This window comes from Psychrobacter sp. NG25 (assembly GCF_015234355.1).
Taxonomy (GTDB): Bacteria; Pseudomonadota; Gammaproteobacteria; order Pseudomonadales; family Moraxellaceae; genus Psychrobacter.
On the sequence record NZ_JADGMV010000017.1, the window covers coordinates 1 to 1,201 of the forward strand.

The 1,201-nt window shown below is 47.1% G+C and carries 1 protein-coding gene; it reads left to right on the forward strand.

The annotated features are described in order from the left end of the window. Positions 1-19: 19 nt before the first annotated feature. The coding region (gene tuf / locus IPZ60_RS14100; RefSeq protein ID WP_194198354.1) for an elongation factor Tu at positions 20-1,201 on the forward strand (1,182 nt) is incomplete at its 3' end.

Consider the following 1,201-nt stretch of genomic DNA (forward strand, 5'->3'; position numbering starts at 1 on the left):
AAAAAAAGAGGAAATACCCATGGCAAAGGCCAAGTTTGAACGTCTAAAACCGCATGTCAACGTTGGTACCATCGGACACGTTGACCACGGTAAAACAACCCTAACAGCTGCTATCGCGACTGTTGCTGCAATCACTTCAGGTGGCGAAGCCAAAGACTACGCGTCTATTGACTCAGCACCAGAAGAAAAAGCACGTGGTATCACCATCAACACCTCACACGTAGAATATGACACAGATGCACGTCACTATGCTCACGTAGATTGCCCAGGTCACGCCGATTATGTTAAAAACATGATCACTGGTGCTGCCCAGATGGACGGCGCAATCCTAGTAGTATCTGCAACTGACGGCCCTATGCCACAAACACGTGAGCACATCTTGCTTTCACGTCAGGTTGGCGTACCGTACATCATCGTATTCATGAACAAATGTGATGTTGTTGATGACGAAGAATTGCTAGAACTAGTAGAAATGGAAGTACGTGAATTACTTTCTGACTACGACTTCCCAGGTGATGACACTCCAATCATCCATGGTTCAGCTACTGAAGCCCTAAAAGGCTCACAAGAAAAATATGGCCAACCAGCTGTAGTAGAACTATTGAAAGTTCTAGACACCTACATCCCAGAGCCAGAGCGTGACGTTGATAAAGCATTCCTAATGCCAATCGAAGACGTATTCTCAATCTCAGGTCGTGGTACTGTTGTAACTGGCCGTGTTGAATCTGGTATCGTACGCGTTGGCGACGAAATCGAAATCGTTGGTATCCGTGACACTCAAAAAACCACCTGTACTGGTGTAGAGATGTTCCGTAAACTGCTTGACGAAGGTCGTGCAGGCGAAAACTGTGGCGTACTACTACGTGGTACTAAGCGTGAAGACGTACAACGTGGCCAAGTACTTGCTAAGCCAGGTTCAATCACTCCTCACACCAAGTTTGACGCTGAAGTATATGTGTTGAGCAAAGAAGAGGGTGGTCGTCACACACCATTCCTAAACGGCTATCGTCCACAGTTCTACTTCCGTACTACTGACGTAACTGGCGCAATCCAATTACAAGACGGTACTGAAATGGTAATGCCTGGTGATAACGTTGAGATGGGCGTAGAGCTTATCCACCCAATCGCTATGGACAAAGGTCTTCGCTTCGCTATTCGTGAAGGCGGCCGTACTGTAGGCGCTGGTGTTGTTGCTAACGTA